12 protein-coding genes and 1 tRNA gene are annotated in these 16,207 nt (G+C 55.8%); 7 read left to right on the top strand and 6 right to left on the bottom strand.

Features of this window, described 5'->3' with window-relative positions; all coding sequences use genetic code 11:
- Positions 1-369 precede the first annotated feature (369 nt).
- The 7 genes from B088_RS00985 (at position 370) to B088_RS00955 (ending at position 10,506) form a co-directional block, all read left to right on the top strand.
- The gene (locus tag B088_RS00985) at positions 370-1,089 is read left to right on the top strand and encodes a GLPGLI family protein (protein WP_018106540.1); all 720 of its coding nucleotides are present in this window, start codon (positions 370-372) and stop codon (positions 1,087-1,089) included.
- 6 nt (positions 1,090-1,095) lie between these two features.
- Positions 1,096-3,801 (top strand): TonB-dependent receptor, encoded by a 2,706-nt coding sequence (locus B088_RS00980; RefSeq protein ID WP_018106539.1) that lies wholly within the window; start codon positions 1,096-1,098, stop codon positions 3,799-3,801.
- A 163-nt stretch (positions 3,802-3,964) separates the two neighbouring features.
- The gene (locus B088_RS00975; RefSeq protein WP_018106538.1) at positions 3,965-4,747 is read left to right on the top strand and encodes a formate/nitrite transporter family protein; all 783 of its coding nucleotides are present in this window, start codon (positions 3,965-3,967) and stop codon (positions 4,745-4,747) included.
- A gap of 78 nt (positions 4,748-4,825) precedes the next feature.
- Positions 4,826-6,340, top strand: a complete 1,515-nt coding sequence (locus B088_RS00970; protein ID WP_018106537.1) for an IMP dehydrogenase — start codon at positions 4,826-4,828, stop codon at positions 6,338-6,340.
- 395 nt (positions 6,341-6,735) lie between these two features.
- Positions 6,736-6,927: a hypothetical protein gene (locus B088_RS00965; protein ID WP_018106536.1), complete on the top strand. Its 192-nt coding sequence runs from the start codon at positions 6,736-6,738 to the stop codon at positions 6,925-6,927.
- A gap of 160 nt (positions 6,928-7,087) precedes the next feature.
- Positions 7,088-7,939 carry a GLPGLI family protein gene (locus tag B088_RS00960; protein ID WP_018106535.1) on the top strand — a complete coding sequence of 284 codons (852 nt, stop codon included), beginning with the start codon at positions 7,088-7,090 and terminating at the stop codon, positions 7,937-7,939.
- A 2-nt stretch (positions 7,940-7,941) separates the two neighbouring features.
- On the top strand, positions 7,942-10,506 hold the full coding sequence (locus B088_RS00955; RefSeq protein WP_018106534.1) for a TonB-dependent receptor: 2,565 nt from the start codon (positions 7,942-7,944) through the stop codon (positions 10,504-10,506).
- A gap of 67 nt (positions 10,507-10,573) precedes the next feature.
- Here the strand turns inward: B088_RS00955 and B088_RS08200 are convergent, their stop codons facing one another.
- The 6 genes from B088_RS08200 to B088_RS00920 form a co-directional block, all read right to left on the bottom strand.
- Positions 10,574-11,143: a GNAT family N-acetyltransferase gene (locus B088_RS08200; protein WP_018106533.1), complete on the bottom strand. Its 570-nt coding sequence runs from the start codon at positions 11,141-11,143 to the stop codon at positions 10,574-10,576.
- 12 nt (positions 11,144-11,155) lie between these two features.
- Entirely contained in the window at positions 11,156-11,377 is a 222-nt protein-coding gene (locus B088_RS00945; RefSeq protein WP_018106532.1) for a DUF2795 domain-containing protein, read from the bottom strand.
- A 96-nt stretch (positions 11,378-11,473) separates the two neighbouring features.
- Positions 11,474-12,976 (bottom strand): potassium/proton antiporter, encoded by a 1,503-nt coding sequence (locus B088_RS00940; RefSeq protein WP_018106531.1) that lies wholly within the window; start codon positions 12,974-12,976, stop codon positions 11,474-11,476.
- Positions 12,977-13,066: 90 nt separating this feature from the next.
- A tRNA-Lys gene (locus B088_RS00935) sits at positions 13,067-13,139 on the bottom strand.
- Positions 13,140-13,548: 409 nt separating this feature from the next.
- Entirely contained in the window at positions 13,549-14,682 is a 1,134-nt protein-coding gene (locus B088_RS00925) for an endonuclease/exonuclease/phosphatase family protein (RefSeq protein WP_018106530.1), read from the bottom strand.
- A 12-nt stretch (positions 14,683-14,694) separates the two neighbouring features.
- Positions 14,695-16,173: an aminoacyl-histidine dipeptidase gene (locus tag B088_RS00920; protein ID WP_018106529.1), complete on the bottom strand. Its 1,479-nt coding sequence runs from the start codon at positions 16,171-16,173 to the stop codon at positions 14,695-14,697.
- Positions 16,174-16,207: the final 34 nt, after the last annotated feature.

Raw genomic sequence — 16,207 nt, 5'->3', positions numbered from 1 at the left:
CACGAAGTGCCGAAGACCCCGGGAAACGACGACGCATTCAAGGTATACGACCCCGCCAGGGTGTCGCACATACCAGTCAGTCAATCAGTGCGACACCCTAGCGGGGTCGCGGGATCGCTGGCAACGCCTGACCCCCGGGTCGTCGGGGCTACGCCCCTCGACCCGGGNCTAAAAAGCGGGCACCCCTGTCGGGGTGCATCGTTCACCACTCTTCACAGTGAGTGGAGTGACTCCTGTAACGCTCAAATGCGTCAGCCCTGCTATAAAGCACTTGTGTCTGACATTGCTTTTGTTTTTTCGGTATTTTCTGGTTACAATTGTAATAATCAATCACGAAATACATAATGAAGATCTAACATAAAACTATATATGAATAGATCTCTATCCCTCGTAGTAGCAATCCTGTTTATTGCGGTAGGTACTCTATACGGACAGGAAGCGCCCTCACTTAAGGCGAAGGGAGCGCTCGTACTCACCTATCTCAAGCGCCCGGTGCTGCCCACGACTGAGGATAACCCGATGCAGCAATCCGCTGACGAGGTTTATCTCCTCTTCATTGTCGGGAATCAAGCAGCAGCCACCCTACAGCGCGATGCGGTCGTCAGGGACAGTGTCCTCTACCCGGGCGGTTCGGATGCCTGTATGATAGACCTGGCGACCGGGAACTACACCCGCCGGGATGAAAGCACCATACTGGGCGGTCCCTATCTCATCACCGGCAACAGGAAGTACAAGTGGGACCTCACCGACGTGACGAAAGTGATCGGCGGCATCGAGTGCTCCAGAGTCCGACCGACTAACCGAGAGAAACCGGTACTATGGATCGCTGATGATCTACCGGTCACGGCAGGACCCATCGGTCTTACAGGTCTGCCGGGTGCGGTGGTCTCTATGCGGTGGGGCGATCATACCTATAGTTTGATTAAGGTCACAACCGAACCCGGCATTAGAGACATTGCATTCACAAAGGAGGGAAAGCCCTGCACAGAGGAGGAGTACGAGAAGATCGTGGACGATGTGCTGGGACCGCTCCTCGAGAGTGGGGGCAGTATGGAGGTCGGTGGGGGTACTATCCGGATCGTCCGATAGTCAGGTATGTCCCACTTCCCACTCTCCCGCATTAGAGTCCTCGCTCTACTACTCTCCTGCCTGACCTGCACGCTCCTATCAGCTCAGACTGACCTAACGGTACAGGGTAAGGTACTCGATGAGGAGGGCAAGGGGCTCCCCTACGCTATGGTGCAGCTCTCCCTGGATCGGGACTCCAAGCAAGGTCGACTGTATGTCGTCACCGACACAGAGGGGCGATTTGTCATAGAGGATGTACCGGGCGATCCTCCCATGCGCTGGCTGACGGTGCGGCTCATGGGCTACCGGACCTACAAGAGGGAGTTCGATCTATCAAATAGCTCCGAGATAACTAATCTGAGAATTAGTCTTCGTCCATCGGCTGAGACACTCTCCGAGGTGGTCGTCTCCACCTCCGCGCCGGGCGTATATGCGCGAGGGGATACGATCGTCTTCGACAGCAAGACCTATGTAAGCGGCGGAGAACAGACTCTGGGTGACGTGATCGGCGAGTTACCCGGTATGCAGATCGATGACACAGGTCAGCTGACTTTCCAGGGGTCACCCATCCATAAGATCCTGATCAACAATAAGGACCTACTGACGACAGACACCTCCACCGCACTGGACACTTTCTCGTCCGACTTTGCGGACGAGATAGAGGTGATCAATGACTACAAGGATGGTGATATCGGAGGGGACTTCAAGACCGGCAAGCAGCGAGCCCTTAATCTAAAGACCAAGCACCCCATCAGAACCACCGGGCGAATAGCTCTCGCCGCCGGAGCAAAAGGGCGCTATGCCCCATCTGCCACGACGATCTCGGTCAAGGATAAGCTCTCCCTCAGCCTACGAGGTGCAGGGACAAATACTGGGGATCCGTTGCTTACGGAGAGCGAGGTTAGCACCTACTCCACGCTCTACCCAAGTATATCTACGCAGGAGAAACCGCTGCCTCTGCCGCCCGGGACAGAGCGGCTCAGCTCATCTCGTCCCGATGAGTACTCCCACAGCGGAGCCGTGGGTGGAGTGTCTCTTGCTTGGCGACCCGGGGCAGAGTACAGACTGCACTCGACCACACTTCTCCATGAGTCTCGCGGAGCACAGTCCGGTGAGAGCCGGTACGAGTACAGCCCCATCGCCTCTGAGGAGAGTCGATCAACCTACGGCGAGAGCTATAAACGCCACCAACGTGCCCTCCTCCTCACCCAGCAGATCGGTCAGCGGTGGATCCCCTCTGATCGCTTTGCCCTGCAGAGCACCCTGCAAGCAGCACTCACACGAGATCGGGACCGGGGAGAGTTCCTCAGCTCTGTCCATAGTCAGCCGAATGGCAGTCGGGAGACCCTGAGTCGGCACTACCGACAGCTGGGTGGAAGTGCTGAAGCAAAGTATCTCTTAGGTAAGGGACTGCTCTATGGCGGAGTCTATGCCGTGCTGGAGAGAGAAGCAAAGGAGGAAGGTCTGAAGACCTCCCTGCCTCAGCTACTAAAGTACCTCTCTCTCCCTGAGCCAAGTGACGGTGAGTATCGGGGCGTGGCTTTCAACCTGTCCGATAAGCGACTCAGCACACAGCTTTATGTTGGAAGCCTTCTTCCATTAAAGGAAGACCTCTTAGCAAAGGCGGAGATCTCCGCCACGAGCGACCGCCACTCAGCAGAGTACCTCTCCGAGGAGAATGAGATCGACCCCACTATCGAGCGCCTCTCAGCTGATCGTCTGGAGGGATATCTGGGGCTAAGCAAGAGCAAGGGCTTCCTACAGATAGACGGGGGAGCCGGGCTCTCTTACGCTCGCCACTCCTTCCTCAGCTTAGCCCCCACCATAGAGTATCGGAAGCTCAGCCTCCACCCCTTAGCGCAGATCACACTGCACTTCGACGAGGGTAACGATCTGATTTTCTACGGCGAGCACCGACAGCTCCCTGTACCTATGGAGCGTCTCTCGAGGGTCGGATGGATCGATGACCACAGTCGCGTGAGGCAGTCCTCGATCATCACACACCCCGGCAGCAGGATGACTGATGCGATGATGCTTTACTCCTTTATCAACCTGCGCCACCGCCTCTTTTTCTTCTCCCATCTCTCATACCACCTGTCCACCGACAATGGACGGATGGAAGTGGTGGAGAGCGGTCCGGTCTCGCACTACAGATACCTCGATGGGGGTAGGGAGGAGATACTCCAGGGGGCGATCAATTTCTCCTCTGCACTCTTTCGGTCACCCATTGACATCTCTGTGGGGCTGAAAGGGAGTATCACCGAGACTCCTTTTATCCTCCACGATGCGGAGACTCTCCTCCGCTCCAAGCGTCTCCACTCGGACATCGGTCTTACGAGCCGATTTTGTCACAGCCCGGTAAATGCATCACTCCGTCTCTACAGCGACATAAGGCACTGGAGCGACTCCCGGAACCACAGCGGGCACCGGCTGACAGAGTCAGGAGGGAGCCTTGCACTCAAGGGGCGTCATCAGGCCCTCTCCTATCAAATCAGCGGGACGTATAAGAGGCTGTCGGAGAGCGAGGAGAAAAGCCGGCAGGAACTCATGGAGATCGATCTTGAAGTGTACTACAAGTGGGGGAAGTGGACCGCCTCGATCCGCGGGAAGGATCTACTCCATCTCGATGGCAAGGAGTGGCTCCTCGAAACGGTCCATCCGGGCTACCGATACAGCCAGTACTACAGGAGTCTCCCCGGCTACTTTATGATCGGACTGGAGTACCACTTCTGAGAGCGTCACCGTGAAGTAATGGAGCCGTGTGGGGAGCACTATGATATTCCGGGTGCCGGCAGGAAGAGATACCGCAATTTTTTACCGATCATTCATTGTCTCTCTGGTCTCGGACGAAAGAGCTAAGTTTGCCGACGTATCACAAACAATAGCATTCTCTAAAATGAAATCTCCCGCAGAGATCGTCGCATCAACCTACGCGACGGCAGAGGCAAAGACCTCGCTCTCTCTTACTAATATGATCCTCCTCGGCTTTCTCGCCGGCGTCTATATCGCCATGGGAGGCACTCTGGCGACCCTGGCAGGCGGTGGCTTCGGCGCTGCTGCAGCAGGCAATCCGGTGCTGCCTAAGCTTCTGAGCGGCTTCTTCTTCCCCCTCGGTATCATCCTCGTCGTCATTGCGGGGGCGGAGCTCTTTACCGGGAACTGTGCCGTCTTGGTACCGGCGGCAATGCAGGGTAAAGTACGGTGGGGGCGTGTACTGCTCGGCTGGGGAGTGGTCTGGTGTGCCAACTTCCTCGGCGCACTCTTCTGGGACTACTTCCTCGTCTACCTCACAGGACTGATGGAGCCTGAGGCCTATGGCACCTTTATCCGCTCCACTGCGGAGACAAAGGCCTCGCTCTCCTGGGGTGAAGCCTTCGTCCGTGGCGTGGGAGCCAATTGGTTCGTCTGCCTCGCTATCTGGCTGGCGACGGCGGCGGATACGATGTCCGGTAAGATGATGGGGCTCTGGTGTCCGGTGATGGCCTTTGTGGTGATGGGCTTCGAGCACTCTATTGCCAATATGTACTACATACCCACCGGCATGATGTATGGCGCTGAGGTGAGCCTGTCTCAGCTCCTCCTCGACAACCTTCTCCCCGTCACTCTCGGCAACATCGTCGGCGGTGCCCTCTTCGTCGGTGCGCTCTACGGCTGGATCTACGGCAGGAGCCGGAGGTGAGATAATAAATGGAAAAGGGGTACCTTTGTGCAGGATCTATATCCGTTGGACGACAAAGAATACATAGCATAGACTATCATGGCCATCATTACCAGCGAAATCTCCCATACCTTCGGTGAGTATCTCCTTATCCCCGGACTTACTACACGCGACTGCACCCCGGATAACATCTGTCTCCGGACTCCTCTCGTGAAGCACAAGAAGGGCGAGGAGCCCTCCCTTCACCTCAATATCCCCTTCGTCTCGGCGATTATGCAGGCGGTCTCAGATGACCGGTTGGCGATCGCTCTGGCGCAGAACGGGGGGCTCTCTTTCATCTACGGCTCTCAGCCCATCGAGGATGAGGCGGAGATGGTGCGGAGGGTGAAGAAATTTAAGGCCGGCTTTGTCCAGAGCGACTCCAACCTGACTCCCGACCATACGCTGCAGGATGCGCTCGACCTGATCAAGCGGACCGGGCACTCCACCATCGCAGTGACCGATGACGGCAAGCCCAATGGCAAGCTCCTCGGTATGCTCACCACACGGGACTACCGCATCGGGGTGACGCCCTTCGATACCAAGGTGAGGGACATGATGACCCCATTCGATAAGCTCACCACCGGGTATGAGGGGATTACCCTCTCGGAGGCTAACGATGTTATCTGGGATGCGAAGCTGAATACCCTTCCAATCATCAATAAGTCGGATCACCTCTGCTCGCTCGTCTTCCGCAAGGACTACGACAGCCACCACGCTAACCCTAATGAGCTCTCGGACAAGGAGACAAAGACCCTTCTCGTCGGTGCAGGCATCAATACCCGCGACTACAAGGAGCGGGTACCGGCCTTAGTGAAGGCGGGTGTGGACGTTGTCTGCCTCGACTCCTCGGACGGCTTCTCGGAGTGGCAGGCGGATGCGCTGCAGTGGGTGAAGAGCAATTACCCCGATCTCCCCATCGGAGCCGGTAATGTGGTCGATGCGGATGGCTTCAATTACCTCGCCGCTGCAGGTGCCGACTTCATCAAGGTCGGTATCGGAGGGGGATCGATCTGCATCACACGTGAGCAGAAGGGTATCGGACGAGGTCAGGCTACCTCGGTCATAGATGTGGCTGCTGCCCGAGACAAGTGGCTGGAGGAGAAGGGAGAGTACATCCCGATCTGCTCCGACGGCGGCCTCGTGCACGACTACCATATGGTCCTCGCCCTCGCTATGGGAGCTGACTTCCTGATGATGGGTCGCTACTTCGCTCGCTTCGATGAGAGCCCGGGTCGTCTCCTCAAGATCAATGGCAATTACGTCAAGGAGTACTGGGGTGAGGGCTCCAATCGTGCCAAGAACTGGCAACGGTACGATGATGGCGACAAGGCGCCGGTGCTGGGTCAGATGAAGTTTGAGGAGGGGGTCGACAGCTACGTCCCTTACGCCGGAGAGATGAAGGACAGCCTCGAGTCTACGATCAATAAGATCAAGGCGACGATGTGCAGCTGTGGATCGACTACACTGGAGCATCTCCGCAAGCACTCCAAGGTTACGGTCGTCTCCCAGACCTCGATCACCGAGGGTGGGGCGCATGACGTGATCCTCAAGAGCAGTGCCAAGGTGGACTGATAGTCTCCCGCCAGTTACTCAGATATGATCCTCATAGAGTAGGGGCGAGGCCTGACAACTGTCAGACCTCGCCCCTTTCTTCTGCTTTGTATTGGCGTACGGGGGTGCGGTATAAGTCGAGTCGATGCAGGACAGTCTCGGCAGAGCGCTATGGTAGTCCGGTTGAGGATAATCCCCCTTGACAGGCATTAGATAGATTACGAAAGAGCTCAAGTGCGATCGTCTTCTGGATAAAGGATTTGTATTTGCCAGATGTTTTGGCTACATTTGTAAAACAGGACTTTTCTACTAGACTAAGTCTTGTATACGTGGTTTACTAGTATTACCATGGTCAAGCCGCGCGCCAGTATTATATACAAAGATGCGACATAACTACTTTTACAACCAAAACAACTATGAAGAGACTATTCTCTTTTGCCGCTACAGTCTTAGGGCTGTTTGCTATCAGCGGAGTAAGTGCTTTTGCACATCAAGTAACTGTTAACACCTCATGCGGAAAGACCATCACTGTGGAAAGTGATGACTACTCCAGCGCTGAAGAGATGTTGAATGATGTTCTAGCTGTCGATGAAGCGGTTTGTCCGTGAATGCGTAGTTAATCATTAGACTCTTTTCAAGCTTACCCCATGAGGTCACGATGTGAGGTTAAATAGTTTTAGACTACTTCTTTGTATCGTGACCTCTTTTTACATCTAATATTTATGTAGTGAAAAAACAATGCATAGGTTATATCGATATTTATGTGTGATGGCTGTGGCATCGCTCAGCATCGCAGGAACCCTGTCGGCTCAGGTGGTAGACCCTAAGGATGTAGCCGGAGCTTTTGGAGATAAATTGGCTGCTGAGAGTCCAAAGCAGATCTACGACCAGGCACAATACCGGGCACTGTACGAGTATCAGCACCAGAAGGATCCCGGTAATCCCTATAAGCATGAGGTCGGCTGGACTGTCCTCTTTGTGGGTGAGAGATATAGTATGTTTATGGATTATTTCTCGTACCAAGCGGACTCCATCAATGATAGCTATGCCCGAGCCAAGCGCAAGGAGAGTGACCTGCTGGTACCCCTAATGTCGGTGATGCATCAGGAGGCTTTTATGGACAGAGTCTTACGCGGTGCCGATAGTTGCTTCGTGGTGTCATCGACCGGGCTGAAAGAGTATGCTTACGAGGAATCCCTTCCCCAGATGGAGTGGTCTATGACCCCCGGAGATACGATCGTGGCGGGTGTGCAGTGTAAGAGGGCGCTGACGCACTTCCGCGGGAGAGATTATGTGGCCTGGTATGCCCCCGAAGTTCCGATCCCGGATGGTCCCTATAAGTTTACAGGTCTGCCGGGTCTGATCTTCTGCCTTTATGACACGGCAGGTCAGTACTCCTTTACTCTCGGGTCGCTCTCTGCGGTCCCGGAGGAGGATCCGATCCCCGTCTACCGCCGAACGGACTATCCGGAGGAGACACGGGGACACATTATGCAGATGCATAGGAATTACTGTGCCGATCCCGCTCGCGGACTGATGAGCATGAGGGGCGTCACGATCCCCGAGGAGACGCTCAAGAGCATTAAGCCACTTCCCTTCAACCCCATAGAGCTGGAGTGACTATGTGGTACCGCATAAGGATCAGGCTCTTCCTTGTCCTCCTATTGCTTACTCCTCCACTCCTGGCTACAGCAGATCCCTGCACCATACATGTGACTATCCTCTCAGCAGAGGATGATACCCCATTGTCGGGTGCACTCTGTCGCCTATATGACGAGGGGGATGCTCTCGTAGGCTATGCTATCACGGGCGATCAGGGACAGGCTGATCTTACGATCAGTGAGTCGGTGACCAGGCTAAGCGTTACCCTGATGAGCTATAAGTCAGCAGAGGTGAGACGGGATAGACTGAGATGTGGTAGCGAGCTGGTGCTGCGGCTAGAGCCCACCGCTACCAAGCTCCCCGAGATCTTTGCTAAGGCTCCCCCTGTAGTTGCATACAAGGATACTGTAAGCTATGATGTCTCCTCCTTCCGGGTGAAGAGTGATCGCTCCATCGGGGATGTGCTCAGGAAGCTCCCCGGAGTGGAGGTGGGTAACAGCGGGGACATCAAGTACCAGGGACGTGCCATCAGTCATCTCTATATCGAGGGGCAGGACCTACTGGAGAATCGGTACAACCTGGCCACTCAAAATCTCCCTGCCGATGCGATCGCCGGAGTCGACGTCATGGAGCGTCATACACACGAGCGGATCCTCAAGAAGAGGTCGGACAGCAAGGATGTGGCTATGAATTTTCGTCTTAGTAAGGACTATAAGGCGCGACCCTTTGGCGAGGTTTCGGTTGGGGCAGGGCTTGCCCCGCTGCTGCTGGAGTCTAAGATCAGCACTACCTTAGTGCGCCGGAGATCACAGAGCATGCTGATCGGTGGAGGGAATAACACCGGACGGGATGTGGAGCGGCTCTTCGGTGGTGTCCCCACCGTCTACGATCTCCTCTACCGACCCACTCCTGCCTCCCCCTTTCTGACCACAGACTTCCCCACTGACATCCCTTTGCCGCTGGTGCGCTATCGCTTCAATGAAAGTGGTGCAGCGAGCCTTAATCACCTCTTCATCCTTAGCCCTATCCGGAGCTTGCGAGTAAGTGCGACCGGGGTCGCCGATCGGCAGCATAGGAGGCGTATGGAGGACAATAGATATGGCGGAGAGGATCCTTGGGAGTATCGTGAGCAGTCCTGTGGTAAGCGTCGCTACTTCCGTCTCTCTCCCTCTCTCTATTATGAGCATAATAGCGACAACGTCTATCTGTCGGATAAGCTCTCAGCGGATTTAGCTAAGGTGGGGATGCATAGCGATATCCATACAGAGGAGAAAGGGACTACAGCAGACTTACGAGAGAGTCGAAGCCTGAGCGACCTGGCGGTGAAGAACGATCTGAGGTCGATCTTTCCCCTCGGGGATCTGATGATCCGTGGCTCTCTCTATGCCGACTATCAGCGCATAGAGGAGGGGCTTGACGTGGCAGATGATCCCTCAGAGCTGTTTCTTCATCACAGGACGCTTCTGCATAGTGTGATGTCTACCACGAAGTCTGTCGGGGACCTTATGCTTTACCTGACTCTCACAGGTAATATGGAGGGCCATCGCTATGCTGTCGGAGATGCGGAGGGTCGGTACCGGCTGGGGACTCTTGAGCTGTCCCCGGAGCTATTGTATCGTCTGCCGGGGGATCAGGTGGTGATGAGACTCACTTTACCTGTCGGTCTCACTGCCTATGGCTCCCAAGAGACGGATAAGAGGACTGGGTCTCTACTCCCGCACTTCTCTATCAGTTACGCACCCAGTGATCGTACCACCATCCGCCTATCAGGAGAGGGCAATAGAGGGCTTCGGGCGCCGGCTTATATGCCTGGTCAGCTCTTGCGAAGAGGGTATAGGAGCTACTATACCTATGCTGATACTCCTGAGCGGTATCACACCATGCACGTCACTCTGACCGGGGCGTATCGCAACCTACTCCATATGGTATTTATGAATGGGACGCTGATGGCACAGCGCTCCGGTGGCGACCGGCTAGCCACTCTCCGGGCAGTCGATGGACGACTTGTCTATGGTGTGAAGCCTATGGATTATCAGGCTGATCGACTCTATGCCGGCTTCTCTCTAAGCAAGAGCTTTGTCTCGACGGGCACTGTACTCAAGGGAAAGGTAGACGTAACGCACTCCTCTCGCCCTTTCCTGCAAAATCAGGTGGTCTATAAGGTCCCGATGACCTTCTCGGATCTATCACTCAGCCTGGAGCAAAGGTTGTCCAAGTGGGGAAATCTCCTCGCTAACGTCGGTCTATCTACTTCGAAGCGTGGGGGAGAGAAGAGTAGCGCGCCTCTCCACCGGCTCAGCTATGGGACTTCCCTCTATCTCTTCCCGATGGAGACTTGGGAGGCGACCCTGAGCTATGAAGGAGGTGTGATGGAGATTGCTGAGGGTCAGAGGTCTCGTTACCGATTTTTGGATGCTGTGCTTCAGCATGACCTCTCCGATAAGGTGAGACTACGGCTGGAGGGGAAGAATCTACTTAATACTACGCTTTTCCGACAGGTGTATTACGGGGGGATCAATGACTTTGCTTCTGAAGTGCCTCTCCGAGGTAGGTCTCTTCTTCTCTCCCTCTCTTACAGATACTAAAGTATATTATAGACAAAAGAGTGGGGCGGAGCTCAAACTCCGTCCCACTCTTTTTGTGCCTATTGCATCACTTCTGAGATCGGACCATCCTATAGTAGGGGTGTCCCATGAAGTACACTCTCTCGTCTCGCCGAAAGTCAAGCATAGTATAGTAGAATTCCAGTCGAGGCTTATCCTCGTCTACAAGCAGAGTGAAGCGATCGTACCCCAGCTCTCTCGTCGCATAGTCAATGACGCTCTCCATGAGCCTCAGTCCTATGCGGTGTCCGCGGGCGGCAGGGAGGAGGGCCAGCGTATCGAGGTAGTACTCTCCCGGGCCGGTTTCAGTGTCACTCGGTCCCGCTCCATCCAGAGCGGCAAAGGTGAAGGCTCGCTTAGCCTCGTAGTCGTCGCCGGGGTAAGAGATGAGGCAGCCCACTACCTCATCATCGATCTTAGCCACCAGAGTATTGCGATAGGAGTAGAGGGTGTCCGTCCGACCGCAGATGTCCAGCAGCCAGTCGTAGAGCTCGCTCTGATCATCATCCATATCGTCGGCGAAGTCGTACCGCTCGATGGCTGCCATCGCGCACTTGGCGATCAGCGGCACCATCTCCGGTGTCCCTCGGGCTATGGTGATCTCAGGCTCTACGGTCATGGTGGACGCTACTTAGTACTCCTCTTCGTTGAAGAAGAAGTCCTCCTTACTCGGATAGTCGGGCCAGATGTCCTCGATGGACTCGTAGCTCTCGCCATCGTCCTCGATCTCCTGGAGGTTCTCGATCACTGCCATGGGGGCGCAGGTGCGCTGAGCATAGTCTATCAGCTCATCCTTGGTGGCAGGCCAGGGAGCATCATCCAGCTTAGATGCCAGCTCTAATGTCCAGTACATATATTACTTCTGATTGATGGTTTCTACTTTGTTTTTCTTACCTATTATTAGGCGGGTGCAATGATAGACAATTTTCTCCTAATGGCAAAAATCCACTTACACATCGAGGTGGTAGTGGTGTATCCCGAGCTGCTCGTACGCCTCCACGAGTGCGGTCTCGTCGTCGCTCAGGATCAGGACATGGTCGCCCACCTCGAGGGGTGTCTCGCCCTTCGGTATGAAGTAGCTCTCGCCCCGCTTCACGAGGATGGCGAGGGTGTGATTGGGGATGCTCATGTCCTTCAGCAGGTTGCTCCTCTCGATCATCGCCGGGCTGACGATCATCTCAGAGAGCGTGCTGGTGAAGTTTTCCGGCAGATCCACGTCTCTGAAGACCGGCGTCCTCACCTCTTCGTCGACCAGCCCGAGCCACTTCGCCACGAGCGTCACGCTGCCGCCCTGTATCGTCAGCGAGATGAGGGTGATGAAGAAGACGACGTTGAAGATCATCCGAGCCTCCGGCAGCCCCTCCACGAGAGGATAGGTGGCAAAGATGATCGGCACAGCCCCGCGCAGCCCCACCCAGCAGGTGTAGAGCATCGCATTGAGCGGCATCTTCTTGATGAAGGGCAGGAGCGTCAGTGCGACAGAGAGGGGGCGACCTACCAGCATCAGGAAGAGACCGATGATGATCGCCGGCAACGCCACACCCGCAAGCTCATCGACATTGACAAGCAGCCCCAGTGAGAGGAACATCACCAGCTGGCAGAGCCACTGGAAGCCGTCGAAGAGCCGCATCGTGCTCTTCTTGTAGATTACCTGGGAGTTGCCCACCACCAGTCCGGATATGTAGACAGCGAGGTAGCCATTTCCTCCGAGCCGCGCCGTCGCCGAGTAGATGACAAAAGCGACGAAGAGCAGGAGGAGCGAGTGAAGTGCCGGTGAGGCGAGCTTCACCTTATTGGCAAACCAGATCGCCCCCTTGCCGAAGGCGTAGCCCAGCACCCCGCCGATGCTGAATTGGAGGACAAACATCCAGAGGGCATTGCCGATAGAGGAGTCGCCCGTATGGATCATCTGCAGCAGGATCAGCGTCAGCATATAGGCCATCGGGTCGTTACTTCCGGACTCAAATTCCAGCAGAGGCTTGACATTGTGCTTGAGGTGCATCTCCTTGGACCTCAGGATCGAGAAGACCGATGCCGAGTCGGTCGAGGACATCACCGCCGCGCAGAGTAGTGCCATGGGGAAGGAGAGTGACTGCACCTCACCGGGCACCCAGGGCTGACGGAAGAGGAAGTAGATAAAGGTCCCCGTCAGCAGCATCGTTAGCAGTACGCCTACAGTCGCCAGGAGAGAGCCTCGCACCATCACCGGCTTGACCTCGTCGAAGTCCGTATCCATTCCGCCCGTGAAGAGGATCATCGTCAGCGCGATGATACCGATGGTCTGTGCCTCAGAGGCGGAGTTGAACTCGAGATAGCCTGCGTAGCCGGCAAACATCCCGACGCCGAGGAAGAGGAGTAGGGAGGGGATGCCAAACCTAAACCCTGCCTTGCTGAGCACCAGGCCCACAATAGCAAGGAGAGAGATGTAGAAGATTAGCTGCTCTATCGCCATAATGGATGAATTGCGATCGTGTAGTGTGGGTACAAAAAACGAGATGCTGTCTCTCCACGAGTGGAGTAGGCAGCACCTCGGCTGGAGAAGTGACCCGGGAGGGGCTCGAACCCTCGACCCATTGATTAAGAGTCAATTGCTCTACCAACTGAGCTACCGAGTCATACTTTATTTCCCCTGTTGGTAGGGGGCTCTCTTGTGGATTGCTCTGCAAAGGTACAATAATTTTGCAGAAGGACAAGGTGTTGCGTGATCTTATTTTGCTACAAGGTGTCTATTTCGCTTATCATCAGTCGAATAAATTCCTGTTTTTCTTGTTCTTTCTCCGCCGATTGGCAGACATGCGTAGCCGAGGCTAACAATGAGACACATTTGGATCTTGGTACTCATTAGATGCAATAGCTGTCTGAAGAGTATTAGGAGATCCCCTGAGACTAATACTGGTATTAGTCAAATCTATTACCGGTATTAGTGTCCACTAATACCGGTAATAGTTGACGCTAATATCGGTAAAAGAAATAGGGAGGTTGCTCTAGCTGATAACCAGTCTATTGTACTGGACGTTATGAGACCTATAGATTATGATCAGGTGTCTTAGGGATTGTAGCGGACGGCTCTGACGGGTTTACCCCGGTCTGATCGATGATCAGATCGACAAAGACGGGGTAGTGGTCGCTGAAGCCTCCGGTGTAGTGGAGTCCCTTAAAGCTCCGCCGCGGACGGGACTTGCGCTCTTGCAGGAAGCCGGGCTCGTAGATGCTCATCGACGGGTCACTCACCCTGAGTGGCGCACTGTCGAGCAGGAGACTCCCCGAGACGATGATCTGATCGGGGAGCCAGTAGCGTCGCCCGAAGTAGTGGGTACCCTTACCCTCCCTCTCGCGAGGCGCCGCAAGGTTGTAGAGCTGTCGGGGTCGGATCTCTCCCCTCTCGGCAACCGGGGAGATCGTCCGGAGAGCGGTCGTAAGAGCTCTGTTGTGAGGCTCGTCATTGAAGTCTCCCATGATCAGCACTCGCGCATCCGGCCGCTCCTCATAGAGATCCTGGATTACTCGGTAGATCTTAGCAGCGACGCGCTCTCGGTCAGCCGACGTCGTGCGGATGCCTCCCCGACGGCTCGGCATGTGGACGACAAAGACATCGAGGAGCGCTCCGCTGTGCCGCTGCTCGAGCGTCACCCAGAGCGTATTGCGTCCGCTGCCTGAGCGTTCCCTCTTTGTCCTCGGGTCCCTCCTCAGGGGATAGCTGAGTAGATCCCCGTAGTGAGGGATCTCATGGGCATCTACGCGGCGGAAGAGCTTCGGGTCCCAGAGCAGCGCCACATCGATCCCTCTCGGGTCGGCTCCGCGGCTGACGGACATCCTGTAGTCCATCTTGCGGAGTGCCTTGGCGTCGGTCAGGTCGCGGATCACCTGGACATTCTCTATCTCCACGAGACCGATGAGAGCGGGGTAGCCCCACTCGCCGATGCGGGAGAGGGTGCGGGAGATGTTCTCCACCTTATTCCGATACCTGCCCTTGGTCCAGTGATAGGATCCCTCAGGGAGGAAGTCCTTGTCGTCCGTTTCCGGGTCATCAATGGTATCGAAGAGGTTCTCCACATTATAGGAGACCACTCTCCGGCGGATCACCTGCCCGGACTGCTGTCCCATGGCGGTTAGTGCGGTAATGAGGGTAAGGAAAAGGAGCGCAAGACGCCGTGACATGGCATCACCTGCTTACTTACCTGCCTCAGGGGCGCGCTTAAGGATGTCGAGGATGTAGTCCCAGAACTTCCCCACCGATGCCACCTCCAGTCGCTCTGCCGGCGAGTGGACATAGAGCATCGTCGGGCCTACGGAGATCATATCCAGCTCAGGCCGCTTCTGACGGAATAGCCCGCACTCCAGACCGGCATGGATGGCGTACACCTTGGGATCCGTGTCGTACAGGGTGCGGTAGCTCTCGCAGGCGATCTGGAGGATCTGAGAGTCGGTATTGGGCTCCCAGCCGGGGTAGGGGCTGTGCTCGTACACATCTGCGCCGATGGACTCGAAGGTGGCACGGACCATGTCACCCACCATATCGATCTGTGAGTCGATCGAGCTGCGCTGGCTGGTGACTACCATCAGTGCGTCCTCCTCGTCCTCATTCTGCATCTTTACGGAGGCGAGGTTGGTCGATGTCTGTACCAGTCCCTCGATCTCGCGACTCATCTCGATCACGCCATGAGGGCAGGCGATGAGGGCAAAGATCAGATCATTTGCCGTGTCAGTGTCGATGCAGTAGTCCGGCGTCTCCACCGTATCCAGCTCGACCTTCAGCCCCGGCTCCATCACCTTGTACTCGTCCTGCAGGTGGGTGCGGAAGACGTTGACAAAAGCGGTCAGCGCATCCCTGTCCTCAGGCGCTACGCCGATGACTGCGTGTGCTTCGCGCGGAATGGCATTGTCGAGGTTGCCCCCCTCGATCGAGGCGAGGACATACTCCACCTCGTTACCGAGACGGAAGAGGAGTCGGGCCAGCAGCTTGACTGCATTGGCATACCCCTTGTCGATCTCGCTCCCGGAGTGACCGCCGTGGAGCCCGCGGACCTCTATCCGGGCGTAGTGCAGCTCCGGGTAGGCGTAGGTGCGCTCATACTCCAGCTCTGCCACAGTATCCTTACCGCCGGAGCAGCCGATGCAGATCTCGCCCTCCTCCTCGCTGTCGAGATTGATCAGGATCTTACTGTCGATAAAGTCCGGCGCCATCTCCATCGCTCCTGTGAGTCCGGTCTCCTCATCGCGGGTGAAGAGACACTCGATGGGACCATGCTCGATCGAGTCAGAGGCGAGGATCGCGAGGCAGACTGCATCACCGATCCCGTCGTCAGCGCCAAGCGTCGTACCGCGAGCGTGTACCCAGCCGTCCTCGACGTAGGTCTGGATGGCGTCGGTCTCGAAGTTGAAGTCCACATCCTTATCCTTCTCGCACACCATATCCATATGGCACTGGAGGGCGATGCTCGCCCGATCCTCATAGCCCGGTGTGGCGCCCTTGCGGATCAGTACGTTGCCTGCGTGATCCACCTCGCACTCCAGACCCTGCTCCTTGGCAAAGTCCTGCAGGTAGGCGATCATCTTCTCCTCCTTCTTGGAGGGGCGAGGGATACGGGTGATTTGGTCGAAGTAGTGGAAGACCTCCTTCGGTTGCTGGTCGATGACTTTATCGCTCATAGCTCTATTGATAGTAGTTGGTGGTTTACGTTTC

This window comes from Porphyromonas bennonis DSM 23058 = JCM 16335, from assembly GCF_000375645.1.
GTDB lineage: Bacteria > Bacteroidota > Bacteroidia > Bacteroidales > Porphyromonadaceae > Porphyromonas_A > Porphyromonas_A bennonis.
This window is presented reverse-complemented; position numbering and strand designations above follow the sequence as displayed.

Coding starts and splice junctions, on each gene's coding strand:
- B088_RS00985 (WP_018106540.1), top strand. CDS start 370: ATGAATAGATCTCTATCCCTCGTAGTAGCAATCCTGTTTATTGCGGTA.
- B088_RS00980 (WP_018106539.1), top strand. CDS start 1,096: ATGTCCCACTTCCCACTCTCCCGCATTAGAGTCCTCGCTCTACTACTC.
- B088_RS00975 (WP_018106538.1), top strand. CDS start 3,965: ATGAAATCTCCCGCAGAGATCGTCGCATCAACCTACGCGACGGCAGAG.
- B088_RS00970 (WP_018106537.1), top strand. CDS start 4,826: ATGGCCATCATTACCAGCGAAATCTCCCATACCTTCGGTGAGTATCTC.
- B088_RS00965 (WP_018106536.1), top strand. CDS start 6,736: ATGAAGAGACTATTCTCTTTTGCCGCTACAGTCTTAGGGCTGTTTGCT.
- B088_RS00960 (WP_018106535.1), top strand. CDS start 7,088: ATGGCTGTGGCATCGCTCAGCATCGCAGGAACCCTGTCGGCTCAGGTG.
- B088_RS00955 (WP_018106534.1), top strand. CDS start 7,942: ATGTGGTACCGCATAAGGATCAGGCTCTTCCTTGTCCTCCTATTGCTT.
- B088_RS08200 (WP_018106533.1), bottom strand. CDS start 11,143: ATGACCGTAGAGCCTGAGATCACCATAGCCCGAGGGACACCGGAGATG.
- B088_RS00945 (WP_018106532.1), bottom strand. CDS start 11,377: ATGTACTGGACATTAGAGCTGGCATCTAAGCTGGATGATGCTCCCTGG.
- B088_RS00940 (WP_018106531.1), bottom strand. CDS start 12,976: ATGGCGATAGAGCAGCTAATCTTCTACATCTCTCTCCTTGCTATTGTG.
- B088_RS00925 (WP_018106530.1), bottom strand. CDS start 14,682: ATGTCACGGCGTCTTGCGCTCCTTTTCCTTACCCTCATTACCGCACTA.
- B088_RS00920 (WP_018106529.1), bottom strand. CDS start 16,173: ATGAGCGATAAAGTCATCGACCAGCAACCGAAGGAGGTCTTCCACTAC.